Genomic DNA, 24,728 nt, shown 5'->3' with positions numbered 1-24,728 from the left:
CTGCGGCGCGCTGGATGTCTCGCGCCCTGCCTTTGGCAGGACGCTCGGGTTTGGTAGAGAGGTCTCGTTTCGATTGAAGGCGCGGCGCTGGTGGCGGCGCTGCTGTGGGTATTTTTGTAAAGAAGAAGCATCAGGGCGCGCCTGCGGCTTCTTCTTTGTCCAAATACCCAAAAGCAACCTGTCAGGCGTCGCGCCGGGCGATCCAGTCGTGGTCCGGGTGGTTCTGGAACCGCCATTTGCGCAGCGGTCCGGCCATGACGTTGAGATAGTACATCTCATAGCCATAGGGCGCGCCGCAGGGGTGGTGGCCTTTGGGCACCAGAACCACGTCGTGATCGGACACGGACATGGTGACGTCGAGGCTGCCATCTTCGGTGAAGACGCGCTGGTGGCCGTAGCCTTGGGCGGGATTGAGGCGGTGGTAGTAGGTTTCCTCCAAGTAGGTCATGTTCGGGAAATTGTCCTCGTCATGACGGTGCGGCGGGTAGGAGGACCAGTGTCCGGCGGGGGTGTAGACCTCTGTCACCAGCAGCGAGGAGGCGACGTCGCGTTCCTCCATCGCGATGGGGTGGATGTGGCGGGCGTTGGTGCCTTTACCGCGGTCCACCAGTTCGATCCCCTCTGGCCCGATCTTTGCAGCGGGGTAGTCGGCGATGGCGGGGGCAGAGCAGACGGCGAGGGTGCAGGTGGTGGTGGCCGTCGCGGTCCAGTCGGCGCCTGCGGGGAGGTAGACGGCGTGCGGCGCGCCCTTGTCGAAGACGGTCATGCGGTCGCCCAGTTCGCCGAAGTCATGCCCGCCGCCGCTGATGTGGGCCTTGCCCTCGACCAGCACGAGGATGACCTCACGGTCGCCGGTCTGGCCTTCGGCGTGGTCGTCCATATGTAGGCGCCACAGGTCAAAGCCGACGTAGCCCCAGTTTGGGCTGTCGGGTGTGCGGGCGTTGGCGACGGTGATCTCATGGACTTTGCCGGTGGTTGCGGTGGGCTTTCGGTGCAGCAGGCTCATCTAGGGTCTCCGGTCAGGGCTGTCGGCGGGCGTCCTGATCTGCCAGCGCGGCGGCGAAATCCTGAGGCGAGATGCCTTCGGCAAGGGCGCGGTGGAACAGGGCGTTCTGGGTTTCGGGGGCAAGTCCGCCCAGCGGCGGGTCGTTGTCGAGGTTGGTGGGGAAGGAATAGCCCTCTGCGGCAGCGGCGATGGCGGCATTGAGGTTTGCGTCTTCCAGCGCGCCTTGCGCCCTGAGTGACTGGATCGCCGGGTAGAGGACGCGGCACATGGCCGTGCGGTCGATGGTTTCCATCGCCCGCCCCAGCGCCGAGGAGATCTGCAGCAGGTTGGCCATGCGCTGGATGTCCGCGCTGCGGTTTTCGCCCGCGGCGTGGAACAGCGCCGGGTTGAAGAACAGCGCGTCGCCTTTGGTCAATGGCATCTGGATGCAGTTTTCCTCAAAGAACGCGCGGAAATCGTCGCGGCGGTAGGCCATGTAGCCGGGGCGGAACAGTTGCGAGAACGGCAGCAGTTTGGTCGGGCCGCTTTCCACCGGCATGTCGCAATGGGCCACGGCGCCTTGCAGCGTCATCACCGACGACAGGTCGTGTACATGGGCCGGGAACCGCGCCGCGACCTCCGCCGTCTGGAACCCGAGGTGATAGTCCCGGTGCGCGCTTTGCGCCTGACCGCCGGGGCGGACAAGGTTCACCTGCGCGGTCATCTGGTAGAAGGGGCCCAGCCATGCCTCGCAGACCGCCGCGATAGCGGTGTTGCCATAGTAGAGCGCAAAGGCGTGAGGGTCCTCGAAACAGTGCTTTTGCAGCGCGTTCCAGATCCGCGCGTTCGACCCGGCCTTGGCGAAATGGTCGCCCGCGCCTTTGCCAGCCTCTTGTTCGCGGGCGATGATCCGGTCAAATATCGCGGTGGCCGCGTCGATGGGGGTGGTGTCGGCATAGGCGGTTCGCAGCACCAACACCCCGGCAGAGCGGCCCAGCACAAATCCCCATTCGGCGAGCAGTTCGGCGCGTTGCACCGGGTCGGACAACACACCATTGAGGGCCGCCATGTCATAGATCGGCACGTTCTTGTCCACCGCCGCGGCAAAGCGCAGGTCCGAGGGCGACAGGGTTTGACCGGTGAGCCGCGCAAATTCCGCCAGATCACAGCTTGTGACGTCGAAATAGGCACTGTCTTTCATGACGATCCTCCTTCGTCGGTGTGTTTTTTCCGGATCGCCTCTGGGTCGAAGGCGATAAAGAACTGATGCGCGCAATAGGTGCCTACTGCTGCGAACAACGTGGCCCAAAGCGGGTTGCCCCAACTGAGTTCCAGCCCCGCCCAGCCAAGGCACAGCGCGACGGTCACGATCCGCCGCCAGAGGGGCAGGAAAAACGGGTGTTGGACGTCCAATGCGCGATTTTTCATGGGTTTATCCGTCGATTTCCAGCCCGGCCTTGGCGCAGACCTGAACGATGTGTTGATAGCCCTTTTGGGAGTAGTCGTAGGGCGGTGCCTTGGCCGGGTCCTGTTCGGCCTCGACCACGATCCATCCGGCGTAATCCATCACCTTAAGCTTATCCGCGACGGCCTGGAAGTCGATGCAGCCGTCGCCGGGCACGGTAAAGGCACCGGCGATCACGGCGTCCAGAAAGCTGCGATCCTGCGCGCGCACGTCCGCGACGATTTCGGGGCGGATGTCCTTGAAATGCACGTGATGCACCCGGTCGGCCCAACGGTCCAGCGTGGCCATGACGTCGCCGCCGCCGAACAGCAGGTGGCCGGTGTCAAAACACAGGGACACCTCGTTCGACGCGCCCTCCATCAGCCAGTTCACGTCGTCTTCGGATTCGATGATGGATCCCATGTGGTGGTGATAGGCCATGGGCATGCCCTGATCCTGCATCCACTTGGCGACCTCGGACAGCTTGCGTCCGTAGTCCAGCACCTGATCGCGGCATAGTTTGGGGCGGTTGTTGACCGGTGTGCCGATCTGGCCCTGCACGGTGTTGGAGCATTCGGCATAGACGATGCAGGGGCTTTTCAGCGCGACGAACTGTTCGACCTGCTGGCGCACGGCCTCGATTTCCTGCTGGACGTCGTTGACCAGCAGGTTGCCAGAACACCAGCCGCCGCAAAGCGCGATGTCGTATTCATCAAGGTAGGCGCGCAAGCCCGGCGTGTCATGCGGCATCCGCTGGCCACGTTCGACGCCGGTATAGCCGATCTCGCGGCTTTCCTTCAGCGCCTGTTCCATCGTGTAGTCGGCGGTGAGATCCGGCAGGTCGTCGTTCTGCCAGGCAATGGGAGAGATCCCGATCTTGACGCTCATGGGTCTAGCTTTCCAGTTCTGGGCCAGTTTTCAGGGGGAGTAAGCCGGGCTTAAGCCCGGCCTACGGATCCGGATCAGTCGCGCTCTTTCCGCGCGGTTTCATATTCCTTGCGGGCGTCTTGCACCTCGGTGCGGGTCGATACTTCGGGCACCGCCACTTCCCACCACGATCCGCCGTGCGGGGTGGATGGGTAGGGGTCGGTGTCGATGACAATGACAAAGGGGCCGGTGGCGTCCTTGGCGCGGGCTAGCGCATCCTCCAGTTCGGCGATGGAGCTGACGTGTACGGCCGCCGCGCCCATGCTGGCGGCGTGCGCGGCGAAGTCGATGTTGCTGGGGTGCTCATGGACGGCGTGGTCCAGCAGGTTGTTGAACTCGGCCCCGCCGGTGCCCATTTGCAGCCGGTTGATGCAGCCAAAGCCACGGTTGTCGGTCAGGACAAGGGTGAACTTGATCCCCATCATGACGGCGGTGGCCAGTTCGGAATTGGCCATCATGTAGGTGCCGTCGCCGGTAAAGCAGACCACGTCGCGGTCGGGCTGGGCCATCTTGATGCCGATTGCACCGGCGATCTCATAGCCCATGCAGGAGAACCCGTATTCCATGTGATAGGCGCCGGGGCGCGGGGCTTTCCACAGTTTGTGCAGCTCACCGGGCATGGTGCCCGCCGCGCACATCACTACCGTGTCGGGGCCACTGGTCCGCTGGACCGCGCCGATCACCTGCATGTCGGTGGGCAGGGCGTTGCCATCCGTGGGCGTGTCGGTGAGCGGGTCGACCGATGCGAACCAGTCGGTTTTCAGCTGTGGTGAGACATCCTCGGCCCGGTAGTTGGCCAGTTCCAGCGCGAGGTCGGTGAGGCCGGTTCTTGCGTCCGATTGCAGCGGCAGCGCACCGTGTTTCACCGCGTCATAGGCGTTGACGTTCAGGCTAATCAGGGTCCGGCCGGGGGTCTTGAACAGCGACCATGACCCGGTGGTGAAATCCTGAAACCGGGTGCCGACGCCCAGCACCAGATCCGCCTCGCCGCAGGCGGTGTTGGCAGAGGCCGCGCCGGTGACGCCCACGGGGCCAAGGTTCAGCGGATGATCCCATGCCAGCGCCGACTTGCCCGCCTGCGTTTCGACCACGGGGATGTTGTGCGTCTCGGCAAAGTCCTGCAACTGCGCGCAAGCGTCCGAGTAATGCACGCCCCCGCCCGCGATGATCACCGGGCGTTTCGCCGCGCGGATCTTTTCCACGACGCGGTGCAACTCGTGATGATCCGGGCGGATGCGGCGCTGATACCATGTTTTCGGCTCAAAGAACGCCTGCGGGTAATCATATGCCTCGGCCTGTACGTCCTGACAGAATGCAAGACACACTGGCCCGCAGGCTGCCGGATCGGTCAGCACGGCCATGGCGCGGGGCAGGGCGGTCAGCAATTGTTCGGGCCGGGTGATCCGGTCAAAGTAGCGCGTCACGGGGCGGAAACAGTCGTTGGCGGATACTGTGCCGTCGCCGAAATCCTCGGTCTGTTGCAGGACGGGATCGGGGCCACGGTGGGCGAAGACATCGCCCGGCACCAGCAGCACCGGCAGACGGTTCACATGCGCCAGTGCTGCGGCGGTCACCATATTGGTGGCCCCCGGCCCGATGGAGGAGGTGACCATCATCGCGCGCTTGCGTTGCGACTGTTTGGCAAACGCGATGGCGGCGTGGGCCATCGTCTGTTCGTTGTGGCCGCGATTGGTTGGCAGCGTGTCACGCACGCCATACAGCGCCTCACCCAGACCGGCGACGTTGCCGTGGCCGAAGATCGCCCAGCACCCGGCCAGAAAACGCTCGCCCTCCTCGTTCATCTGCGCCGACAGGTAGCGCACCATCGCCTGAGCGGCGGTCAGTCGGATCGTGGTCATGGTTCAGTCCTCCCCGCGTGCGGCGTCCCAGACTCCGCACAGACGTGTGTATTTGTCCTTCATCAGCGCGACTGCCTGCGCGTCGCTTAGCGCGCCGGTCATCCAGCCACGGGCCGCCTCGGCAAAGATCGTGCGCCCGACGGCAAAGCCTTTGACCAGCGGATATTGCGCGGCGACCTCAAAGCTGGCTTTCAGGCTGTCCTCATCCGCGCCCAGCCCCAGCACCACGATACCACGGGTGTGGGCATCATTGTCTTGAATCGCGGCGACGGTCATCTGCCATGCGGCGTCCGAGGTCATCGGTTCCAGCTTCCACCAATCAGGATAGACGCCGATGTCGTAAAAGCGCCGGATCACCCGTGCGGTTGTGTCGTCTCCCACTGGCCCGGCCTTGGACGGGATCACCTCTAGCAGGAATTCCAGCCGGTTGCGCCGCGCCGCGTGGAACAGGCGCATGACGGTGGCCTCCTGCTCGGCCCGCATCTCTGCCGGGTCGTCAGGGTGATAGAAACACAGCACCTTGACGACGTGTTCCAGCGGCCATTCGTTCAGCCCGCCGTAGTCCGGGCCAATCTCAGGCTCCAGCGTCAGGGGGCGGGAGCCGGGCCATTCCACCGGGCGACCAATCCACAGACCCGTCCCGGCGGCCTTGTACAGCGCGTCGCGGCCAAGGCGCGAGTCGACCAGCAGGCCATAACCGTCATGCCCGTCGGCCACCTGCGCGCAGGCCTCAAGGCACAGTGTCTTGAACGCGCCGATCTTGTCCGGCGTCGCGCCCTCCAGATCCTCCAACTGTGACCGGTGGTCAAAGGCGAAGACCCGCATCACCGGCCAGTCGCCCTTGCGGTTGGTGGCCCAGTGGATCTGTTCCAGTTCCGCATCCTTGCGCAACGCAGGCCGTTTGACGCCACGTTTGAGGAAGAATTCCAGCTCTGTCCACGATGGGTAGGCGGGCGCGCAGCCGTGGCGCGAGACCGCAAAAGCACCGCAGGCGTTGGCGTAGGTCAGCGCGGTGGGCCAGTCCTGATCGGTCAGCCAGCCCTTCACCAGCCCGGACATAAAGCCATCGCCCGCGCCCAGCACGTTGAACACCTCGATCGGGAAGCCGGGGCCGCTTTGCCCCTCGTCCAGCGTGTCGGGCACGTCGCCGGTAAAGGCCACGGCGCCCATTGGGCCGCGTTTGCAGACCAGCGTGGCGGCAGAGACCTTGCGCACATGGCGCAGCGCCTGAATCGTATCAGTGGTGCCGCCCGCGATGTGGAATTCCTCTTCGGTGCCGACGATCAGATCGAACAGATGCAGAGTCGATTGCAGTTTTGCGGTGACTTTTTCCGAGGCGATAAAGCGGCTTTCGCCGTCGCCATGACCCGCCAGCCCCCAGAGGTTCGGGCGATAGTCGATGTCCAGCGCGGTCCTCATCCCGTCGGCCCGCGCGATGGTCAGCGCCTTCAGCACGGCGGCCTCTGTGCGCGGGTGGCTGAGGTGGGTGCCGGTGGCGGTGACGGCGCGGGCCTGTGTGATAAAGCCGGCGTCGATGTCGTCCTCACACAGGGCCATGTCGGCGCAGTTCTCGCGGTAGAAGATCAGCGGAAACTGTTCCTGATCGCGGATGCCCAGCAGCACCAAGGCGGTCAGGCGTTCCGGATCTGTGACGATCCCGCGGGTATCTACCCCCTCTTTTTGCAGCTCCTCGATGATGAAGCGGCCCATGTGCTCATCCCCGACACGGGTGATCAGCGCCGATTTCAGGCCCAGCCGGGCGGTGCCGGCAGCGATATTGGTGGGCGACCCGCCGATATATTTGTTGAAGCTCGCCATATCCTCTAGCCGGCCGCCGATCTGCGCGCCGTAGAGGTCGACAGAGGATCGGCCGATGGTGATGACGTCCAGGGGTTTGCCCATGCGTTCTGCCTTTTCGGATCATCGAAAGAACGGCCCGCTCTCCTCAGCGCGGTCCGTGTTGACGCAAAGTGATCCGACAGGGCGCGCCGGGTCAATTCCCCTTTGCGCGCTTTGCCTCATTCATGAGAGGTTTTGAAAGCGGGTGCGAGAGAGGTTTTGCCTGAGAGTGGCGGTGCGGTTTTGGAACGGTCGCGGCGGCCCTGTGGGCGTGCCGCTGAAAGGCCGCGCAGGTCGCGGGCCGGTCAGTGGTGGGGCGCAGTACCGCCTGTCAGACCGACTCTGGCAGGTAGAGATCGGGTTTGAGAAAGTGTTGGCCCGGGGTGGGGGCCTCTGCCTTTTGTACCGCGTCGATCATCAGCGCGACAGTGTCGTTGCACAGCTGTTCCAGCGGGGTGGCGATGGACATTTCGGCATAGCGATCTGCCAAGGCGGCGCGCGATTCCGGGATCAACTCATGCAGGATCAGCGCCACCTGACCGGGGGCGCGGGCCTCGCGCAGCGCGGCGATGGCGCCCTCCATCCCGCCGCCGGAACAATACAGCCCCCGCAGATCAGGGTGCCGTTGCAGCAGTTCCAGTGTCGCCTCATAGGTCAACTGCCGGGTTTCGAGGTTCACCATCGTGTCGAGAATGGTAAAATCCGGGGCGTATTCGCGGAAATAGCTGCGAAAGCCGGTTTCGCGCAACTCATGCCCATGCCACCTGTAACCTCCGACAAAGACGGCAAGTTTTCCCGGGCGTGCCGCAACCTTGGACATCATGTGCGCCGCGATCCGCCCCGCCTTCATGTTGTTCAGCCCGACATATCCTTGCCGTACGCCTTGGGCGAAATCATTGAGCAGGGAAAAGCAGGGGATGCCCCGCTCTTGTAGCAAGCTGACGGTGTCGGTGATCTGCATATGGTTCACCGCAGAGGCGGCAATCGCGTCACACCTGTCCGCCAGACCCATCATCAGCGCTGCGATGTCACCGGGGCTTTGCGAGGGGGCAAACTCCAACGCGATCTGACCGCGGATGCCCGGGGCGCGGGCAACGGCCGCCTCCATTTCGCGGGCGGCGTTTTGCCAGAACGGTTGCCGCGCCTTGGGAAAGACAAAGCCAAAGCGCACCTCTGGCAAGTCGGCAAACATCCGTTGCCCGATCAGCGCCGCCGCGTGATAGCCGATCTTTTGCGCCGCTTCATAAACTCGCCGGGCGGTTTCCTCGCGCACCTTGGCGCGCCCGTTCAGCACCCGGTCCACCGTGGCAACGCTGACGCCGGATTCGCGGGCGAGGTCGGAGATGGTGGGGCGTTTGGCCATGATGTCCTCAGTCTGATGATAAAAGTCGGTCGCACCGTATGATGGTTTTTGCAAGGAATCCAATCCCGGGCCTGCGAGGGTGCTGGGAAAGCTGTTGCCGTTTGGCTAGTCCTGAGGGGGCGGGATGGAGGGTATGATGGCGGAATTGGGAATCGGCCTGATCGGAACGGGCTTTATGGGCAAGACGCACGCGTTGGCGTGGCGGGGGGCACGCGCGGTGATGGGGGGCGATCTGCCCGAGGCGCGGCTGGAACTGCTGTGCGACACGCCGCGCGACAAGGCGGACACCATGGCGAGGCAGTTCGGCTTTGCCCGTGCGACCGATGACTGGCGCGCTTTGGTGCGCGATCCGCGCGTCGATGTGGTGTCGATCACCACGCCCAACGGCTTGCATCACGAGATGGCCTGCGCGGCGCTGAAGGCGGGCAAACATGTCTGGTGCGAAAAGCCCATGGCGCTGACACTGGCCGAGGCCGAAGAGATGGCCGAGGTGGCCCGTGCGGCGGGCACCATGACGATGGTGGGTTACAACTACATCCGAAATCCGGCGTTCCGTCATGCGCAAAAGCTGATCGCCGAGGGGCGGATCGGGCGCGTGGTGCATGTGCGTGGCTGGGTTGATGAGGATTATCAGGCCGATCCGGATCTGCCGTGGACATGGCGGGCGCGTTTGGCCGAGGCCGGGCTGGGCGCGTTGGGGGATCTGGGCTGTCATCTGGTGTCACTGATGGTGGGTCTGTGTGGCCCGATCCAAAGCCTTGTGGCGGATGCGCAGATCATCCATGAAACCCGACCGCTGCCGGATGGCACCGGGCGCGGCGCGATCGAGAATGAGGATACGGCGACGGCTTTGTTGCGCTTTGCCAGTGGCGCGCATGGGTCGCTGTCGACCTCACGGTCGGCCTGGGGCCGCAAGAACAAGCTGGACTGGGAGGTGCACGGCACCAAGGGCATGATCTGTTTCGCGCAGGAGCGGATGAACGAGTTACAGATCTATCTGAACGAGGGGCCAAAGGCGGAACAGGGGTTCCGCACGGTGTTGTCCAGCCCAGACCACCCGCCATTCGGCGCCTTTGTTCCGGCTCCGGGGCATCAGCTGGGGTTTGGCGACCTCAAGACAATCGAGGCGGCAGAGCTGATGGCGGCGATCCGTGACGGCGTGCAGGCATATCCGTCAATGCAGGATGCGCTGGGGTTTGAGCGGGTGATCCATGCCATCGCCGACAGTGCGCGGCGCGATTGCGCGCGGATCACTTTGTGACGGTGTCGTCCTCGGGTTGGGGGATGTCCGCCCACAGCGCCTTTTCCACGCGCGGAGGATAGAACAGCGCGCTTGCGCCCAGTCCCGGCGCGACGCAGATAAAATCCAGATAGGGGCACATCATCGTCCCCGAGAGCAGGGCGTTGCGATGCGTGTCCAGCATCAAGTCCAGCGCGCTGGCGCTGGTGCCGACGGTCCCAACCGGGTGGCCGGTGTTGGTCAGCATGTGGATGCGATACCCCAACAGTTGCAGTCGGTGCAGCGCGTGGCGGTGGCGCTGGATTTCCCCCTGTTCGGTCTGCCGGCGGGTCGGCCCCTCAAAGGCGACGATGGCGGGGCGCACTTTGCGTTGGGCCATGTACTCGGCCACGACGCTGATGATGTGACCGTCAAAACCGTCGGTGTCGGATTTCAGCACGGTGTCCGGTGTCAGTGTGTCGGCAATCTGTTGCGGAGAGACGCGAGGTCCGGCAAAGACCTCACCGCTGTCAGGCTCTAGAGATGAGCCGCCTGTGCCGTGATTGATCGACAAACGCACGCGATCCTGTGCCGCGTCCGGCGCAACAAGCGCATGGCTGAGACGCACATCCGAAAACTGAGACATGTTTCGTTCAAGGTAGTCGAAATAGCCCGGATGCGGTTCGATCCCCCAGACTGGACCTTTGGAAAAGCGGCGAAAATGGCTGATCGTGTCACCGATGTTGGCGCCGATGTCGATCAGCGGGCCATTGGACATTTTGTTGTCGTCCAGAAGAACGCGGATCAGGTTCCAGTAGAGGTAATCGTATTGCGGATGCTGCCGCATGATGCGCGGCAGGTGGTGATCGGGCGGCAAAAGCAGATCAGCCGATCCAATACTGAGTTTCTGGTCATCCTGCGCCATGCATCTTCCCCGTGGGCCGCCTTGTTGGCGCGGGTATAGGCGGGCGCGCCATCGAGGTCACTGTGAAACCAGACCTAGATTTCAGGATCTTCCGCCGCCTTTTCCAGCTTTTCGCAGGCCCGCATCAACGTGTCAAATTCGGCTTCGTCTAGATAGGCCCGCAATCCCATCTGTCGCGAGCGCATGCGCGGAATGGTGCGTTCAAAGGTTTCACGCCCCTTGGCGGTCAGGTCCAGATGCAGCGCGCGGTTGTCTGAGGCGTCGCGGGTGACGGTGATCATCCTCTCGGCGGTCAAGGTCTTGACGCTGCGGCTGATCAGGCCCTTGTCCATTTCGGTCAACCGCGACAGTTGGGCGGACGTGCAGCGCCCGGTATCGCCAAGCACGGCGATGATGCGCCATTGTGTGATCGTGATCCCGGCATGGGCACGCAAGATGCGCGTGGCCTGAGCGCTGAGTTTGGCCTGCACCTTGGCAAGGCGGTAAGTGAGAAATCTGTTGAGCGGCACAACCGAATGCGGCACCACGTCGTCGTCGACATCCATGTTAAAAGGGTTCCCTGCCAGCAAGGCGTTGCCCTGCGGTTTCCAATTCAATGCGGTCAGGTTAGCGATGCAACCGAAGATCTGGCAAGCGTTATCGGGTGGGCCCTGATGCGCTGGATCTGTGGTGTCGCTATTTCCAATCCAAGGAACGCAGGTCGCAAAAGACCCCCGCCCGGGATGGGCGAGGGTCAATTACGCTGCAAATATGCGTATCTCAGTACCGGCAGAGCGTACTGGCGGTTTGCAAGACGGCACCCGGCGTATCGGGCAGTCGCAGGAACGTCACACGGCGGTTTTCAGCCGCGCGGGGATCGTATTCGTTCTTGAGCACATACTCTCCCCAGCCGACCGGATAGAGCGGCACACTAAGGTAGGCCCCTTCGATCAGGCGCGTGACAGAGGCGGCGCGGCGCAGGCTGAGATCGCAGTTGTAGCCGTCCGATCCGACAGCGTCGGTGTGGCCGATCACAGCGTAAGAGGTGCCTTGAAGGGCAGGATCGTTCAAAGCGGCAATCAGGCTGTCGATCTTGCCGCGCTGGTCGCCCCGCACCCGGTCGCTGTCATAATCAAACTCGATCGTGACGGCGACGGAGGGCAGCGCGACCTTGCCTGTCTTGGGCGGTTCCGGCGCGTCGTATCTTGGCGGCTCTGGCGGGGGTGCCTTGCTGACAACGACCTTCTTGTTGTCGAGATCCAGCACAAGGGTTTCAAAGGTAACCGAAGGTCCGGCGCTTTCCAGCGCGATACCGCCCGGGTCGATGTCGACGCCAGCGCAGTTGGCGGCGTTGGGGTTGAGCAGGCAGTTGGCCATCTGGCTCTGCGGCTGCGGTTTGATTTCCACCAGCGGATCGTTGCCGGGGATAAAGATTTCGCCGCTCTGCGCATGGCCTGCCACGGGGGGCAGGCCAAGGCAGAGAGCGACGCTCAGGAATAGCTTTCGCATCGCTCTCATCTCCTTAGTATTCCCGGACCACGACCGAGATCTGGGCCTTGGTCACGTCGGGGTTGTGTTTGGACACGGCGCGGTAATCGACGCCGCTGTCCGATTTCTTGGCGTCCTTGGCCCCGGCGTTGAGGTCAAGCACCAAGGTTTCGTTCACGATACCCTCATAGTGGTCCTTGGAAACGGCCTTGTGGCCGACCGAGCAGGACACCTTGGACGTGTCGCGGGTCACCTTGTCGATGGCAGCCTGACCGCCGTTGCAGATCGCTAGGATGGTTTCCAGCCCCGGCTCGGAGGTGCGCAGCGCGCCCTTCGGCGGGAAGACATACTGGGTGCCACCCGGGATAACGATGTCATCCAGACCCGGGAAGGGGTAGAGAACGCAGCTATCGTGATCGTCGTCGATTGAGATCAGCGTCAGACGGCAGTCGTGGCGCGGTTCGATAAAGACCTGCAGTTCGTCACCGACCTTGTAGGTGGTCTGGTTGGTGTAGACCGTCAGGTGGCTTTGTGCCGCGACCGAGTGCTGGACCGGGTCATAGTCGCCGCCGTATTTCTTGGCGTCGTTGTGGGTCTTGATCGGCTCGTCACCTTTCACGACGTAGTCCGTGCCGGTCGGCTTGTAGTTGTCGTCCTTCACCACATAGTCATTGGCGGGCGGCACATAGCCGGGGTCGCCGGGCTTGTAGTCGGCGGCGGGCGGAACGTAACCGGGGTCGCCGGGCTTGTGGTCTGCAGCGGGCGGCACATAGCCGGGATCGCCAGGCTTGTAGTCGGCGGCGGGCGGAACGTAACCGGGATCGCCAGGCTTGTATTCGACAGGCTTGACCACTTTGACCTTTTTCACCGGGGCGTAATCGGTGTCCTTGACGATCTGCTTGACCGAATAGCTCAGGTCCGCAGTCACCACATGGTCCGTCTTGTACGGACGGTAGTCGGTCAGCTTGTCCAGCAGGACAGGATAGGCGGCGGTCCATTCATCCCGCGCAATCGGCGAGATATCCAGACGGGTCAACAGGCCAGCCATGTCATGACCGGCAAAGGCCATCCGGCTGCGCAGTTGCTCTGCCGTCAGACCCAGTTCATTGGCGGCCTGATTGAAGTCAACGAAGTAATCGACGTGATAGACGAACAGACCCCGCACCGGCTCCAACCCGGCGGCTTTGATGGACGGCTCGATCCCTGCGCTGGCGAGGGTGTTCAAGAAGGCGTCGGAATCACGCTGGAAGTATTCATTAATGACGTCCTTGCCCGGATAGATCGCGTCGATGGTCTGACGCGCCGAGGCGGGCAGCGACAGGTTGTTCAGCGCAACCTCACGCACAGAGTCATCGTTGAAGCGCATGCCTTTGGAGTGGCACGAGATGCACGAGATCCCATTCACAACCTCACCCGTACCGTCCGGATAGTCGGTGTCACGCACGATGGAGGTCGGACCCACGTCAAGACGCGCGCCGTCGGCAGTGTTGAGGTAGTAGGCGTGAAAGCCGTTGGGCAGGGTAAAGATCGACTCGCCGCCATCGTGCTCAAAAGCAAGATCGGGGCCGTAGGCGTCGATCGGACCCAGCGGGTATTCGAAAAAGCTCTGACGCCCTTTCGATCCGGCAAAGTCATAAGAGGTCCAGAAAAAGCCGGTTCCCAGAGGGTGGCGTTCGATCAGACGGTTATGCGAGGACACGCCCGAATCCTGAAAGCCGGCGCGGACGACCTGTTCGTTCAGGATGTTGCTGCTCATGCTCATGCCCAGCTTGGCCTCTAGTCCCTGAATCGTGTCAGGCAGACCCAGCATGTCGTAGTAAAGCGGGCTGACAGAGGCGGTCGCGGTGAACCAGTCGGCCCGAATGACGGGGGTCATGGAGCCTGACAAGTGTTGCAGTGAGCCAAGATAGGGGTCGGTGTCGCTTTCCATGGCGTAGGGATATTGTGCTTCGAGATACCCCCATGTTTCATGGGTCCAATCCAGTTCGGGCAGGAAGACACGCAGCAGGATGCCGTGCTCGTCGACCTTTTCGAACTTGTAGACATTTGCGTTCCAGCTGAGGGCATTCATCAGCTTGACGGTCGCCGCCAAGTAACCTTGGTAGTTTTCGTCCGACACGTCCGGGTCGTTCCACATTGGCCGCATCGAGATATAGCGGATGCGGTCGCGGCGGTTGGTGGGCTGGGCCTGCAAATCGGCATGGGCCATGGCGTACATATCAGCCAGCGAGATGTAGGTCCGCGGTTCTGGTGCGGTGTCGCCCAGTGCGATGATCCAGTCCTGAAGCTGTTGCAGCTCTGCCTCGGTCGGCACACAGCTGGGATCCCAGCAGTTGTCCGGCATGGCAGGCGCGCCGCCGGTGATCACCTGATAAAGTTTGGACTTTTCCGGATCGCCGACCGCGACGAACTTGGGGTCATTCGCCAGGCGACGCATGTCCAGAACGTGACCAAAACCGGCCTTGGGTTTGGTCAGTCCATCGCCAAGCACACCTTCCTGGTGGCAGTCAGAGCAATACTTCTGCAAGACACCATAAGCGGATTTTTCATAATCGGTTGCGTCGGCTGGCAGCTCATAATTCAGATCTTCTGGATCAACCAGCAAGGTCTGATCCTGCGCCACAGCGGGCAGGGCGAAGGCGGTCGCCAGGGCGATGACGCTCACCTTCATCAGGTTGTTGGGTTGCATGACATAAGTCTCCTGTTGAAAGAGGGCTTGGGTGGAATTCTGATTAACGGCACCGGATGGAAAGGTACTTTTTGGAGGCCCAGCCGGTCACGCCGCCAGAGCCCCGGAACGGGTTCTTGCACTGTCCCGACAGGCATCGGATTTGGGCCCAGTTGCCGCTTTGGTTCAGCACTTGAACGGTGTCGCCGAGATACGTTTCGGAGAGGATCCGACCACGGGTGCTGGCCTGCGACCGGATGTTCAGGAAGCCACTGCCGTTGTTGCGGGTATGGCTGGAATAGCGGTTGAGGTTCACCACCGTGGCCGTGCATTGGGCGACAGGCTGTTCCTTCGGCTTGTTCGAGGCCAGATAGCGGTTCGAGACCCAGCCGTTCTGGCCGTTCGACAGGCGGATATTGTTCCAGCCGTCGTTTTCGCCCAGCACGGTCACCTTGTCTCCGAAATCGATCCGGTTGATGACGCCGTTATGCGTGCCCGGACCGGAGCGGACGTTGAGGTGGTCAGTGCCGGTGACATACATCGTGTACGTTTGAACCGGCGGCGGCGGGGTCACGACCTTTTCGGGGGTCTTGAGGTAGGTGATCCGGTCGATCAGCACCCGAGAGATACAGTCGGTATTCGCGCCACAACGGTCACGGGTTCCGGTGCGCCACGCGGATTGCTGGGTCGAAGAGACTGCGCGGGCTGGCGATTTGTACGCGCGTTCCATTTCCTCATCCAGACCGGCAAGATAGCGGTCGCCGCAGATCGTGCGCTCTGTCGCGTTCAGCCCGCTGGACTTGCACCACCACAACAGCGGCGTCGTGTCGACAACCTCTTCGGGCGGGGCCGGGGGCGGCGGTGTCACCTCGACCGGGTCGGGCGTGGTGCACAAACGCGCCACATAGGACTTGGCAAGGATCGCATAGGGGTGGTCGCCGCAGACCTGAAGATAGGCTTCATAGGCGAAACATTCGGAAAACGCCTTGGCCTCGTCATAGAGTGCGTCGCACAGCTTGAGCGCGGTTTCGTCCTTGGCGTCCGGCGGCGGCGCGGTTTCGCCGGTGTCGATAGGCTCGGGCACAGGTGGGGTGGTTGGCGGAGTCGGGTCAACGGCGCCGGGCACAAAGGCGGCTTTGAGCACCTTGGATTGGGCCAGAATGTCCCCCATCGGAATGGCATAGTTCACCGCGTCGCGGTTGGACCCGGCATGGTGCAGGCCCACCACCTTTTGCAAGGAGGCGTCAATCACCGGTGAGCCGGAGTTGCCGGGCAGCGTATCGCAGGTGTGCAGCAACTGCTTGTTTGACAGGGCAGGTGCATTGGCACGGCACTTTTCGCGGCTGATGCGCTGCGCCTCACCCATCGGGTGGCCGATCACCCAGTAGGGGTCATTGTCTTGCGGCGTGATTGCGGCCAGATCAAGCATCCCGAATTCGGCCGAGGGATCGCCGATCACCTCCAGCACCGAATAATCCAGTTCCTTGGAGGTCTCGACCGGCGTCGGCACAACTGTGAACCGGCGGGTTCCCTGATCTACGCCGGGCTGGCGGTAGCCCGCCACAAACAACACGGAATCGATACGGGTCGCGCCTGCGCGTTCATTTTCCAGAATGCCGGGTACGCAGTGGTTGTTGGTCAGGATGTGTTTCTTGTCGACGATAAAGGCGGTGCAGGGATAGACGCCGGTGTCGGTCAGGATGTCCAACCGACCCACTGCCAGTCCCAGCTTGGAAAACACGCTGTTTTCCGAATAGTTCAGGATCGGTTCGTTGTTGTAGTCGCCAACCGCCAGTTCAAGGGTGATGTCGCTGCCGCCAGCGGCGGACTGGTTGCGGCTGAGGACGACACTGCCAAAGCTGGTACGGTCGAACCCGACAAAGTCCTGCGCCCGCGCCGGGGTCGACGCGACGGTCGACAGCCCCAATGAGGCGATCAGTGATGCCAGAATTGCCGACGTACGCACAGCCAGACCCCTTTGGATAAAATTGACGCTAACAAGTTGCCTTCATGTTCCGTCAGAAGGGGGCGTCACGTCAACGAAGGAAAACCCGACCTTCGGAAAAGTCAGGGAAAATCCGGCGTTTGTCGTACATGAATCGTTGTTTGGTCCAGTCAGACCTAGAGCACCCGGGACAGGAAGGCGCGCGTGCGCTCTTGTTCCGGGGCCCCAAAGACCTGTTCCGGCGACCCGGATTCGAGGATGCGACCCCGATCCAGAAAGCAAACCGTGTCGGCCAGTTCGCGGGCAAAACCCATCTCGTGGGTGGCCAGAACCATGGTCATGCCCTCAGAGCGCAACTGGCGAAGGACGTCCAGAACCTCGCCCACCAGTTCGGGATCGAGGGCCGAGGTGATCTCATCGAACAGCATGATCTGTGGTTTCATCGCCAGCGCGCGCACGATGGCCACGCGCTGTTGCTGACCACCGGACAACTGGTCGGGGTAGTGGTGCATCCGGTCGGCAAGGCCAAAGCGGCTGAACAACTCTACGACCTTCGGCTCCAGCTCTGCGCGGCTGGTGCCGTGGACCCGGCGCGGTGCCAGCAGGGCGTTGTCCAGCGCGGTCATGTGCGGAAAGAGGTTGAAGCTCTGGAACACCATGCCGATGCGTTGGCGCACCGGTTGGGGGTCATAGCCGGGTTCCGAGATGTCGATCCCGTCCAGCGTGATGGAGCCGTCGTCGATCGGCTCCAGCAGGTTCATGCAGCGCAGCAGCGTGGATTTGCCCGACCCGGACGCGCCAATCAGGCAGACCATCTGGCCACTGGTGACCGTCAGGTCGATCCCTTGCAAGACCGGGTTCTTGCCAAAGCTTTTCTGCACGCCGTTCAGGACAAGTGTGGGCATCAGCTGCGGGCCTTGCGCTGGCGGTTCATCAGGTGGTCGGCGTATCGTGTGGCGGGAATGGTGATCGCCAGAAACACCAGCGCCGCGCCGACGTAGGGTGTGAAATTCGCCAGCAGCGACTTGTAGACGCCGGCCTGTCGAAAAATCTCGACCGGGCCGATAAAGGACAGCAGGGCCACGTCTTTTTGCAGCGCGATGAACAGGTTCATGTTGGCGGGCACCACGCGGCGGATCGCCTGCGGCAGGATTACGAAACGCATGGAATCCGAGGACGACAGCCCTAACGACAGGGCGGCAGCGCGCTGGCTGTCGTGGATGGATTCGATGCCAGAGCGGATGACCTCTGCCACATAGGCAGCATAGACCAGCACCAGCGCCAGAGAGCCCCAGATGTAGGGGGAATTCCATGGGCGCGGCAGGCCCAGACCGGGAATGCCAAAGCCGATCAGGTAGATCACAAGGATCACCGGCAAACCGCGAAAAATATCCGTGTAGACAATCGCCAGCAGCTTGACCGGGTAAAGCGCCGGGGTGCGTAGATCGCGCGCCACGGCCACGGCCAGACCCAGCGCCGCGATGATGGGCGAGCACCAGGCAAAGATCGCGATGTCCATCAGGAACGCGTTCAGCAGGCCCGGAAAGGTCTTGGCAAATACCGCGCCGTTGAAAAAGCTGCGCTGCACCGCGTCCCATCCGGGGGCGAGCGGCACAAGGATAATGAGGGCCAACAGGACTGCGCCGGTCGATCCGGCGGCAATCAGGTTGGCACGACGGCGCTGGCGCGCTTCGAAGATCTGGCGACGGGTGGGCATGGAATGGCCTGTAGGACGAATTTGCATCGGGGGAAAGGGGGCGCTGCCCCCGTCCCTTCGGGACTCCCCCGGAGTATTTTTGCAAAGAAGAAGCCGGGGCGCGGCGCCGGGCCTGCCCCGGACCCTGTTATTCGATGACGGGGACGCCGGTTGTGGCCTGAAGCCATTCGGCCTCGATCTCGGCCAGTTTGCCGCTGTCGGATAGCGCGGCCAGCGCAGCATTGACGCAGGCCGTGAGCGGGTTGTCTTTCTCCAGCAGCATGCCGAACTGATCGGGGTTTTCGCTGCGCTCTGGCGGGAACTGACCCAAAACCACGCCGTCATTGACCACAACCGCCGACAGGTAGAGCGCGGTTGGCAGGTCGAACAGCGCGGCATCGATCTGGCCCGCTTGCATGGCGGCGGTCACGTCGACGTTGTCGCCATACATCATTGGTTGTTTGTCGGGGGCGATCAGATCCATCAGCATCGGCACGGCGGTGGTGTTGGCATCCGCGCCCCAAAGCAGGGTCTTGAGGCTGGAGACTGTGGCCTCTGCGCCGCCATCGACCACGGCATTTGTCGTCAGAACAGCCATGGCCGAGCTATAGTAGGGGGTCGAGAAATCGACGACTTGCGCCCGTTCCGGCGTGATCGAGAATTGTTGCATGTTGACGTCGAAATCTTTGGCGCCGGGCTGAATCGACTGATCGAAAGAGGTGCGGACCCATGTCACCTGATCGGCGTCAAAGCCCATTTCGGCGGCGACGGCATAGGCGACGGCGGCCTCAAACCCCTTGCCACTTTCGGGAGCGTCGTCCAGCACCCATGGAAAAAAGGCCGGGTTGCCGGTGGCGACGGTGAATGTGCCTTCGATCAGGGTCTTGCCCGTGGCGCAGTCGTTCTGGGCAAAAGCAGCACCGGCAAAGCCGCAAGCGAGTGCGGTCATGGTCATGAGTTTCATAGCAGGGGTCCCTGTCGGATTATGGTTGTTGCCAGATTTGCCTCCGGGGCGGGCGTTGTCAATTTGATGCGCGCATTTGGCTCGGGGGCTGGTGTTGGATTTGGCGGTCAATTTGTGTTTGGCTTGACCCGGTCTGTTTGGGCGCGGCCCGTCAGCCGGGTTTGTAGTCGCGGTTGGCCTCTGGGTCCGTGTCGGCGAAGGGCAGGGCCATCAGGTCGTCCCACAGCGCGGCGGGCAGTTTCATCGCCGTCCAGTCCATCGTTTTTTGCACCCGTTCGGGGCTGGACACGCCGATCACCGTCGAGGTGATGCGCGGGTCGCGCAGCGAGAATTGCAGCGCCGCGACGCCCGTGGGTACGCCGTGGCGGGCGCAGATCTCTTCGATGGCACGGACGGGGGCGAGGGCCGCATCGTCTGCCACCTGATAGGTGACGCGGGGCATGGTCGCGCTGCCCTTGGCCAGCACGCCACCGGCAAAGGGGGCCGCGTTCAGGATGGCGATGCCCTGATCATAGGCGTAGTCGAACATCGCATCGGCCGACCGGTTCAGCAGGGTAAAGCGATTGTGTGAGATCAGCGCGTCAAAGGGGTAGGCGCGCAGGATCGGCTCCATCACGTCGAGCCGCCCCATGGCGAGGCCGACGGCCTGAGCGAGGCCCTCTTCCTTGAGCTTGAACAATTCGTCCAGCGCGCCACCCTCGCCGGTGATTTCATTCAGGTCGCGGGCATGTTCGGGGTCATGCAGGTGGAGCAGGGGGATGCTGTCTAGGTTCAGCGCTGTCAGGCTTTCCTCCAGCGATTGACGCACGCGGGCGGCGTCAAAGCGGCGGGTGTCCATGTCGCGGTCCAGTTTGGTCGACAGGACAAAGCCGTCGGGCAGGCCGCCGCGCTCCTTGATGACCTGTCCGATGCGTTCCTCTGACCGGCCAAAGCCGTAGTTTCTGGAGGTGTCGAGGAAATTCACCGAGCCGTCGAAGATGGCGTTGACCGTGGCATGGGCGCGGTCCTCCGAGACGGAATAGCCATAGGTGTCGGGCATGTCGCCGAGGGCGGAGGCGCCGAAGCAGAGGTCTGTCACTTCGAGGTCGGTCTTGCCGAGGGCGTAGCGGGCCATGGGGGCCTCCTGATTGTCCGGGGTTTGGAGGATTTGTGACCGGATCGGGGCCGTGTGGCAAGGGGGGCGTTTGGGGTGTCCACGCGTGGACAGCTTAGCGGGAATGCAGAATCAAGGGGTTACAGGGGCGGTTTTACCCTTCGTTAGGGAATGCGCGGTGGAGCGCCGCTGTGCCGGGTTGCTCGGACAATCGCCTTCGGGGCCTTGAAGCGGCATTGGGGCAAGGGGGTGGCCCTTGTCGATTGTGGGGCTGATCGTGCGATGTGGCATGAAGGTTCGTTTGGTGAGCAATGTCCGCTCCGAGGCCAAAGTGTCAGAATATCTGACCTTGGTGAAAGTCTGCTTCAACATCCGCACCGCAAAAAAAATTCTATGTTGCCAATAATTTTGAAGCAACCAACTTCCACACGTGGATTTTGATGGTATCGTATTAAGTGTTGACGAAGATAGCAGACGGGATGAAGTTGGTAAAACTACTTACTGTTACGGATTTCGGAAATGATTGACTATCAAACATTCTCGGCATTTCTGATTGCGTCGATAATTGTCATGCAAGTATTGGCGCTAATTTTTCGTGGTAAGCGCATTTGGGATTATACCGACTACCTTTGGTACTTCTTGGCCGCCGGAAGCCTTTTGTTATTCGTATTCGATGCGAATGAGGCTGCCTATTTGTCCAAGCAGGCGTTGCTTAAATTTGAACTAGGCGAGTTTTTTGATACTGGAGTTGCAAGTTTTGCATCGGAACTAAACAAAAAAGGCACACTCTACAGTTGGGTCTATGAACTCCAGAACTTGAAAGAACACAGGCATTCTCTCGATTTCCCGACAGGAGGGTATGTTACGCTTACTGGCAAGACATACCCAAACGCTATCGAGTACCTTGCGACATGGGAAAATCCAAACATTACAACAGATATGCCCTCTGTATTTCCTGAGGCAATGTTCTTTGACAGAGTGGAAATCGCTAGCGCACAGCAGAAGGTCAAAGAACTAGTTGCAGCAAGTCGACCGACAAACTTCGTGACACCCAAAATGCTTCATTGGGCCGCCTACGCACTTGCAATGGGTGCCGCCCTGCGTCTTGCAAAAACCACCGCTTTGCTCAAGAAATATTGATACTCCATTGGCCTCTAACGAGACGTCGCTGCAATTAACCTGGCTACGATTAACAGGCGAGAGTAAACATATCGACAGCTGACGTTAGCCGAAGTGATAGGAAGGTCAGCTTTGTCCCGCACAGCAGTCACTCACGACAACCGCACCCCGGCAAAGATTTGCGGGGGCGGTTGCTCATCGCATCGACCAATGGAGGCTCAGGCCCCCTCGTAGCGAGTAAAGACCTCGGTCGTGCCGTCGCGGCGGATGAGGTGGACGTCGTAGGCCTCGCGCTGTGACTCCGGCCCCATGCCGGGGGAGCCGTAGGGCATGCCGGGGACGGCAAGGCCGCGGGCGTCGGGGCGTTCGGCCAGCAGGCGGCGGATGTCGGCGGGTGGGACGTGGCCCTCGATCAGGTAGCCGTCGATGCGGGCGGTGTGGCAAGAGACCATTTTTGGCGGGATGCCGTTGTCCATCTTGTACCGGATCAGCGCCCCGTTGTGCGTGTCCTGCGTGGTGACGGAAAACCCGGCGCGCGTCAGGATGTCGACCCATGCGCTGCAGCAACCGCAGTTGCGATCCTTGAGCACATGGATTTCCGGCGCGGCGGCATACAGCGCGCCGGGCAGGGTGGTCAGGGTGCTCATGGCGAGGCCCCCCAAAAGGAGGCCCCGGCGGTGAATGGTGTTGGTCATGGTTTGCAGTTCCTGTCTGGTGCTGTCTGACCAGATAGGGGGTTCCGGTTGGGGGAAGGTCAAGGGCGGGCGCGTCATCCCCGTGGCAGGGTCATCTCCGGGTCATAGGGGCTTGGGTCGATGACCTCGGCGTTGAAACGCTGGCCCAGCAGGTCCAGTTCCAGTTTGGTGCCGGGGGTGGCAAGGTCCGGATCGACGAATCCCAGCGCAAGGTTCAGCCCGGTGCGGAAACCGTAGGCGCCGGAGGTCACGGTGCCGACCACCTTGTCGCCGATCATCATCGAGGCTCCGGGCGCGGCGCGGCGGTCGGTGGCGGTGTGGCTGAGGGTGACGAGGCATTTACGCGGGCCGTCTGCCTGACGTTTCAGCAGGGCGGCTTTGCCGATGAACTCCTTGTCGAGCTTTACGAAGCGGTCCAGCCCGGTCTCGAAGGGGCTGAATTCGGTCAGCAGGTCGGCCTTCCAGTGCAGAAAGCCCTTTTCGAGCCGCATGGAGTCGACCGCGTGGCTGCCAAACAGGCGGAGACCGTGCTTGTCCCCCGCCTCGCGCAGGGCGGTGTAGGCGGCGAAGAGAGAGGCGTTGGGGACGTGGATTTCATAGGCGAGTTCGCCGGAAAAGCTGACCGACAGAACGGTGGCCGGGGCGAAGCCGATGAAACATTCGCGAGTGGACAGCCAGGGGAAGCCCTGCGCCGACCAGTTGCCGCGTGAGGTGGCGGAGAGCACCTCGCGCGCCTTGGGTCCTGCCAGAACGAGAATGGTCAAATCGTTGGTCAGGCTGCGGATCTGCACGTCCTCATCGGCGCGTTTATGCGCCATGAGCCAGTCCATGTCGTGGAATTCCGACGCGGCGGCAGAGCCGTACCAGACCCGCGCAGGCCCCCGGTCAGAGGCGGGCAGGTTGGCGAAGGTCGCCTCTGCCTTGATCATGCCGTGGTCGTTCAGCAGGTAGCCAAGGCCCACGCGGCCGTCCTTTTTGGTGACGCGGCCACAGCAGAGCCGGTCAAGGAAGGCGTGGCGGTCGACGCCGGTGATTTCCAGCCGGTTGAAGCCGTTGACCTCACACAGGCCGACGGCGGTGTGGACGGCACCCACCTCGGCGGCCACGGCGTCATGCGCCTCATCAAAGCGGAAGCTGGGGGTGATGTGCAGGCCGGGGGCAAAGACTTCGGCCCGTTCCCAGCCGTTGACGGGGCCGAAATGCGCCCCTTCGTTTTGCAGGATCGGGGTCAGGGGCGTGGTCTTGGCCATGCGGCCTGCGGGGCGGTGTTCGTTGGGGAAGTGAAAGCGGAATTCGTTTTGATAGTCCTGCACGGCGTAGCGCGCGCAAAGCTCGACGTTGGTGTGGCCGGTGTAGCGGCGCGGGTCGATGACCCATGTGTCGTATTGCGCCTCGCCATGGACGATCTGTTGCGCCAGCAGCCAGCCGTGGCCGCCGCCCTCCCCCAGACCGGCGCGCAACCCGATGATGCAATAGGCGTTGCGCTTGCCCGGGATCGGGCCGACCAGCGGCGCGCCGTCGATGGTGTAGGTGATGGGGCCGTTGACGATGGTGGTGATGCCAACCTCTGTCAGGGCGGGCATGCGGGCGAATGCGCCCTCTAGCACGTCCATCACGCGGTCGAGGTCATCGGGGCAGAGCGCGTTGACGAAGTTCGGGTCGATCCCGTCCATGCCCCATGTGCGGCAGTCCTGTTCGTAGAAGCCGACCAGCAACCCGTTCTTTTCCTGCCGCGAATAATAGTCCGAGATCGGGCAGCGCAGGAGCGGCATCCGGTGGTCCGCGTCGCGGATGGCGGGGATTTCCTCGGTCACGAAATACTGGTGTTCCATCGACATGACGGGGTGGTGCACGCCCATCATGGCGCCGACCTCGTTCACGCGGTAGCCGCAGGCGTTGATGACCACCTCTGCGTGGATCTCGCCCTTGGGGGTGGTGACGATCCAGGTGTCGTCGGGCAGTTGGCGCAGGGCGGTGACGGGGGTGTTGCGGTGGACCTCTGCGCCCGCCTTGCGCGCGCGGCGGGCCAGCGCCTGACAGAGCTGCGCCGGGTCGATGTCGCCGTCGAGCGGATCCCAGAGCCCGCCAATCAGGTTGTCGGTTGAAATCAGTGGGTGGCGGCGGGCGCATTCGGCGGCGTCGATAACCTCAAACTCGACCCCCATGCCGCGCGCCATCGAGGCGAAGTGGCGGTAGCCGTCCATATGCGCCTGGGTATTGGCAAGGCGGATGCCGCCGTCGGCGTGGTGGTAGGTGATCGGGTAATCCGGGTCCTCGGCCAGTTCCTTGTACAGCGCGATGGAATGGCTTTTGAGGCCGACCATGGTCTGCGTCATGCCAAAGTTGGTCACCTGTGCGGCGGAGTGCCAAGTGGTGCCGGAGGTCAGCTCATCCCGTTCGAGCAGCATGACATCGGTCCAGCCCTCTTGGGTCAGATGGTAGAGCGTGGAACAGCCTGCGATGCCGCCGCCGATCACGACAGCGCGTGTGGTCGTCTTCATGGGAACCTCCGTGGATTGC

The 24,728-nt window shown here is 62.4% G+C and carries 20 protein-coding genes; 2 read left to right on the top strand and 18 right to left on the bottom strand.

Annotation, left to right across the window (positions count from 1 at the left end):
* Positions 1-181: 181 nt before the first annotated feature.
* The 7 genes from iolB to ANTHELSMS3_RS01680 all read right to left on the bottom strand — a co-directional run bounded on the left by iolB (position 182) and on the right by ANTHELSMS3_RS01680 (position 8,417).
* A complete protein-coding gene (iolB, locus tag ANTHELSMS3_RS01710) occupies positions 182-1,006 on the bottom strand; it encodes a 5-deoxy-glucuronate isomerase (protein ID WP_094033368.1) in 825 nt (274 codons plus the stop codon).
* A gap of 13 nt (positions 1,007-1,019) precedes the next feature.
* Positions 1,020-2,186, bottom strand: coding sequence for a phytanoyl-CoA dioxygenase family protein (locus tag ANTHELSMS3_RS01705; RefSeq protein WP_094033367.1), 1,167 nt, complete (start codon positions 2,184-2,186; stop codon positions 1,020-1,022).
* Positions 2,183-2,413, bottom strand: coding sequence for a hypothetical protein (locus ANTHELSMS3_RS01700; RefSeq protein ID WP_094033366.1), 231 nt, complete (start codon positions 2,411-2,413; stop codon positions 2,183-2,185). Before ANTHELSMS3_RS01700 ends, ANTHELSMS3_RS01705 begins: the two co-directional genes overlap by 4 nt.
* Positions 2,414-2,417: 4 nt before the next feature.
* The gene (iolE, locus tag ANTHELSMS3_RS01695) at positions 2,418-3,317 is read right to left on the bottom strand and encodes a myo-inosose-2 dehydratase (protein ID WP_094033365.1); all 900 of its coding nucleotides are present in this window, start codon (positions 3,315-3,317) and stop codon (positions 2,418-2,420) included.
* 74 nt (positions 3,318-3,391) lie between these two features.
* Complete coding sequence (gene iolD / locus ANTHELSMS3_RS01690; RefSeq protein ID WP_094033364.1) at positions 3,392-5,215, bottom strand: 3D-(3,5/4)-trihydroxycyclohexane-1,2-dione acylhydrolase (decyclizing); 1,824 nt, start codon at positions 5,213-5,215, stop codon at positions 3,392-3,394.
* Positions 5,216-5,218: 3 nt separating this feature from the next.
* On the bottom strand, positions 5,219-7,117 hold the full coding sequence (locus ANTHELSMS3_RS01685) for a bifunctional 5-dehydro-2-deoxygluconokinase/5-dehydro-2-deoxyphosphogluconate aldolase (protein ID WP_094033363.1): 1,899 nt from the start codon (positions 7,115-7,117) through the stop codon (positions 5,219-5,221).
* 268 nt (positions 7,118-7,385) lie between these two features.
* A complete protein-coding gene (locus ANTHELSMS3_RS01680; RefSeq protein WP_094036859.1) occupies positions 7,386-8,417 on the bottom strand; it encodes a LacI family DNA-binding transcriptional regulator in 1,032 nt (343 codons plus the stop codon).
* Between the two features lie 124 nt (positions 8,418-8,541).
* Between ANTHELSMS3_RS01680 and ANTHELSMS3_RS01675 the strand changes: the two genes are divergently transcribed.
* Positions 8,542-9,678 (top strand): Gfo/Idh/MocA family protein, encoded by a 1,137-nt coding sequence (locus ANTHELSMS3_RS01675; RefSeq protein WP_254694822.1) that lies wholly within the window; start codon positions 8,542-8,544, stop codon positions 9,676-9,678.
* On the opposite strand, the gene ANTHELSMS3_RS01670 is transcribed toward ANTHELSMS3_RS01675, so the two are convergent.
* The 9 genes from ANTHELSMS3_RS01670 to ANTHELSMS3_RS01630 all read right to left on the bottom strand — a co-directional run bounded on the left by ANTHELSMS3_RS01670 (position 9,668) and on the right by ANTHELSMS3_RS01630 (position 20,415).
* Positions 9,668-10,561 carry an FkbM family methyltransferase gene (locus ANTHELSMS3_RS01670; RefSeq protein ID WP_094033362.1) on the bottom strand — a complete coding sequence of 298 codons (894 nt, stop codon included), beginning with the start codon at positions 10,559-10,561 and terminating at the stop codon, positions 9,668-9,670. The genes ANTHELSMS3_RS01675 and ANTHELSMS3_RS01670 overlap by 11 nt on opposite strands.
* A gap of 74 nt (positions 10,562-10,635) precedes the next feature.
* The gene (locus ANTHELSMS3_RS01665) at positions 10,636-11,106 is read right to left on the bottom strand and encodes a MarR family winged helix-turn-helix transcriptional regulator (protein ID WP_094033361.1); all 471 of its coding nucleotides are present in this window, start codon (positions 11,104-11,106) and stop codon (positions 10,636-10,638) included.
* 214 nt (positions 11,107-11,320) lie between these two features.
* Positions 11,321-12,049 carry an OmpA family protein gene (locus ANTHELSMS3_RS01660; protein WP_157733378.1) on the bottom strand — a complete coding sequence of 243 codons (729 nt, stop codon included), beginning with the start codon at positions 12,047-12,049 and terminating at the stop codon, positions 11,321-11,323.
* Positions 12,050-12,062: 13 nt separating this feature from the next.
* Positions 12,063-14,717 carry a DUF4384 domain-containing protein gene (locus tag ANTHELSMS3_RS01655; protein ID WP_094033359.1) on the bottom strand — a complete coding sequence of 885 codons (2,655 nt, stop codon included), beginning with the start codon at positions 14,715-14,717 and terminating at the stop codon, positions 12,063-12,065.
* A 43-nt stretch (positions 14,718-14,760) separates the two neighbouring features.
* The gene (locus ANTHELSMS3_RS01650; protein ID WP_094033358.1) at positions 14,761-16,662 is read right to left on the bottom strand and encodes an SH3 domain-containing protein; all 1,902 of its coding nucleotides are present in this window, start codon (positions 16,660-16,662) and stop codon (positions 14,761-14,763) included.
* A 155-nt stretch (positions 16,663-16,817) separates the two neighbouring features.
* Positions 16,818-17,546, bottom strand: coding sequence for an amino acid ABC transporter ATP-binding protein (locus ANTHELSMS3_RS01645; RefSeq protein ID WP_094033357.1), 729 nt, complete (start codon positions 17,544-17,546; stop codon positions 16,818-16,820).
* Positions 17,546-18,358 (bottom strand): amino acid ABC transporter permease, encoded by an 813-nt coding sequence (locus tag ANTHELSMS3_RS01640; protein WP_094033356.1) that lies wholly within the window; start codon positions 18,356-18,358, stop codon positions 17,546-17,548. The genes ANTHELSMS3_RS01645 and ANTHELSMS3_RS01640 overlap by 1 nt, the downstream gene beginning before the upstream one ends.
* 127 nt (positions 18,359-18,485) lie before the next feature.
* Positions 18,486-19,301: an ABC transporter substrate-binding protein gene (locus ANTHELSMS3_RS01635; RefSeq protein ID WP_094033355.1), complete on the bottom strand. Its 816-nt coding sequence runs from the start codon at positions 19,299-19,301 to the stop codon at positions 18,486-18,488.
* A gap of 151 nt (positions 19,302-19,452) precedes the next feature.
* On the bottom strand, positions 19,453-20,415 hold the full coding sequence (locus ANTHELSMS3_RS01630) for an aldo/keto reductase (protein WP_094033354.1): 963 nt from the start codon (positions 20,413-20,415) through the stop codon (positions 19,453-19,455).
* A 498-nt stretch (positions 20,416-20,913) separates the two neighbouring features.
* Here ANTHELSMS3_RS01630 and ANTHELSMS3_RS01625 point away from each other — a divergent pair, with 498 nt between their 5' ends.
* The gene (locus tag ANTHELSMS3_RS01625; protein ID WP_094033353.1) at positions 20,914-21,534 is read left to right on the top strand and encodes a hypothetical protein; all 621 of its coding nucleotides are present in this window, start codon (positions 20,914-20,916) and stop codon (positions 21,532-21,534) included.
* A gap of 197 nt (positions 21,535-21,731) precedes the next feature.
* On the opposite strand, the gene ANTHELSMS3_RS01620 is transcribed toward ANTHELSMS3_RS01625, so the two are convergent.
* Both ANTHELSMS3_RS01620 and ANTHELSMS3_RS01615 read right to left on the bottom strand, forming a co-directional pair.
* Positions 21,732-22,160: a DUF411 domain-containing protein gene (locus ANTHELSMS3_RS01620; protein ID WP_254694821.1), complete on the bottom strand. Its 429-nt coding sequence runs from the start codon at positions 22,158-22,160 to the stop codon at positions 21,732-21,734.
* 122 nt (positions 22,161-22,282) lie between these two features.
* Positions 22,283-24,709 (bottom strand): FAD-dependent oxidoreductase, encoded by a 2,427-nt coding sequence (locus ANTHELSMS3_RS01615; RefSeq protein WP_094033352.1) that lies wholly within the window; start codon positions 24,707-24,709, stop codon positions 22,283-22,285.
* Between the last annotated feature and the right edge of the window lie 19 nt (positions 24,710-24,728).

The organism is Antarctobacter heliothermus, assembly GCF_002237555.1.
GTDB classification, from domain to species: Bacteria; Pseudomonadota; Alphaproteobacteria; order Rhodobacterales; family Rhodobacteraceae; genus Antarctobacter; species Antarctobacter heliothermus_B.
Note: the sequence above shows the minus strand (reverse complement) of the source record. Positions and strands in the feature narration are given on the sequence as shown.

What these genes read in the sequence shown, in the direction of transcription:
- ANTHELSMS3_RS01630 (WP_094033354.1), bottom strand. Translation starts at nt 20,415, where the DNA reads ATGGCCCGCTACGCCCTCGGCAAGACCGACCTCGAAGTGACAGACCTC.
- ANTHELSMS3_RS01685 (WP_094033363.1), bottom strand. Translation starts at nt 7,117, where the DNA reads ATGGGCAAACCCCTGGACGTCATCACCATCGGCCGATCCTCTGTCGAC.
- ANTHELSMS3_RS01615 (WP_094033352.1), bottom strand. Translation starts at nt 24,709, where the DNA reads ATGAAGACGACCACACGCGCTGTCGTGATCGGCGGCGGCATCGCAGGC.
- ANTHELSMS3_RS01635 (WP_094033355.1), bottom strand. Translation starts at nt 19,301, where the DNA reads ATGAAACTCATGACCATGACCGCACTCGCTTGCGGCTTTGCCGGTGCT.
- iolE (WP_094033365.1), bottom strand. Translation starts at nt 3,317, where the DNA reads ATGAGCGTCAAGATCGGGATCTCTCCCATTGCCTGGCAGAACGACGAC.
- ANTHELSMS3_RS01670 (WP_094033362.1), bottom strand. Translation starts at nt 10,561, where the DNA reads ATGGCGCAGGATGACCAGAAACTCAGTATTGGATCGGCTGATCTGCTT.
- ANTHELSMS3_RS01700 (WP_094033366.1), bottom strand. Translation starts at nt 2,413, where the DNA reads ATGAAAAATCGCGCATTGGACGTCCAACACCCGTTTTTCCTGCCCCTC.
- ANTHELSMS3_RS01620 (WP_254694821.1), bottom strand. Translation starts at nt 22,160, where the DNA reads ATGAGCACCCTGACCACCCTGCCCGGCGCGCTGTATGCCGCCGCGCCG.
- iolB (WP_094033368.1), bottom strand. Translation starts at nt 1,006, where the DNA reads ATGAGCCTGCTGCACCGAAAGCCCACCGCAACCACCGGCAAAGTCCAT.
- ANTHELSMS3_RS01625 (WP_094033353.1), top strand. Translation starts at nt 20,914, where the DNA reads ATGATTGACTATCAAACATTCTCGGCATTTCTGATTGCGTCGATAATT.
- ANTHELSMS3_RS01655 (WP_094033359.1), bottom strand. Translation starts at nt 14,717, where the DNA reads ATGCAACCCAACAACCTGATGAAGGTGAGCGTCATCGCCCTGGCGACC.
- ANTHELSMS3_RS01660 (WP_157733378.1), bottom strand. Translation starts at nt 12,049, where the DNA reads ATGCGAAAGCTATTCCTGAGCGTCGCTCTCTGCCTTGGCCTGCCCCCC.
- ANTHELSMS3_RS01675 (WP_254694822.1), top strand. Translation starts at nt 8,542, where the DNA reads ATGGAGGGTATGATGGCGGAATTGGGAATCGGCCTGATCGGAACGGGC.
- ANTHELSMS3_RS01705 (WP_094033367.1), bottom strand. Translation starts at nt 2,186, where the DNA reads ATGAAAGACAGTGCCTATTTCGACGTCACAAGCTGTGATCTGGCGGAA.
- ANTHELSMS3_RS01640 (WP_094033356.1), bottom strand. Translation starts at nt 18,358, where the DNA reads ATGCCCACCCGTCGCCAGATCTTCGAAGCGCGCCAGCGCCGTCGTGCC.
- ANTHELSMS3_RS01645 (WP_094033357.1), bottom strand. Translation starts at nt 17,546, where the DNA reads ATGCCCACACTTGTCCTGAACGGCGTGCAGAAAAGCTTTGGCAAGAAC.
- ANTHELSMS3_RS01665 (WP_094033361.1), bottom strand. Translation starts at nt 11,106, where the DNA reads ATGGATGTCGACGACGACGTGGTGCCGCATTCGGTTGTGCCGCTCAAC.
- ANTHELSMS3_RS01680 (WP_094036859.1), bottom strand. Translation starts at nt 8,417, where the DNA reads ATGGCCAAACGCCCCACCATCTCCGACCTCGCCCGCGAATCCGGCGTC.
- iolD (WP_094033364.1), bottom strand. Translation starts at nt 5,215, where the DNA reads ATGACCACGATCCGACTGACCGCCGCTCAGGCGATGGTGCGCTACCTG.